At 36.3% G+C, this 645-nt stretch carries 1 protein-coding gene; it reads right to left on the bottom strand.

The annotated features are described in order from the left end of the window. Window positions 1-180 precede the first annotated feature (180 nt). Window positions 181-381: an AlpA family transcriptional regulator gene (locus ACFIQC_RS10100; protein WP_007347209.1), complete on the bottom strand. Its 201-nt coding sequence runs from the start codon at window positions 379-381 to the stop codon at window positions 181-183. Between the last annotated feature and the right edge of the window lie 264 nt (window positions 382-645).

Raw genomic sequence — 645 nt, 5'->3', positions numbered from 1 at the left:
CCTCAGCGAAGTGTTGAGAGACGCTTAAATAGCCCTTATTGTAAAAAACATTCAGAACAACTTGAATGCGAACCTTAGGTCTTGCTTCAGCAGAGAAAGCCTTGAATTTACACCAAATAAAGCACCAGGTTGATGAGCTTGAGAAAGCCTTGTCCATCCTTATGTGACAAGGTTTTCTTTTTATGCTGCGTCACTTTGACGTTGTTGTTTCGCTTGCTCGATGACATTCAAAAGATCTGATTGTAACCAACGCGATAAAAAGCCAAATTTTAAAGGTTTTGGTAAAGAGCCATTGGTAACATGACGCCGGAATGTTGAAACACTCATATGAAGCAATTTTGCACTTTCACGGTCAGTTAAAAGAATATCATTTTCTGTCATACTAAAATCCTTTCACTCTCAAAAAATGGCAACAAATCATAACCATTTATTAACCACATTTTGGTTCATTTTTGAAGGTATTTTATTTATAGAAAACAATATTTTATCATATAATTTCTGATGTAATACGTGATGAATCTTATTGAGAAAGAATGAGAGACAAGAGAGCTAAAGTTATCCACAGATAATGGGGTTATTCACCCCATATTTTAGGTTTGACCCGTGACATAAGCCGCCCATTTATCCATATAGACACGGCGCTGT

It is taken from the genome of Bartonella sp. AA126HLJHH (assembly GCF_042197425.1).
GTDB lineage: Bacteria > Pseudomonadota > Alphaproteobacteria > Rhizobiales > Rhizobiaceae > Bartonella.
The sequence above is the reverse complement of the archived record's forward strand: the minus strand, read 5'-3'. Positions and strand labels throughout refer to the sequence as shown.

Bases quoted from the DNA above. Each gene is read 5' to 3' on its own strand.
- ACFIQC_RS10100 (WP_007347209.1), bottom strand. From the start codon at position 381: ATGACAGAAAATGATATTCTTTTAACTGACCGTGAAAGTGCAAAATTG.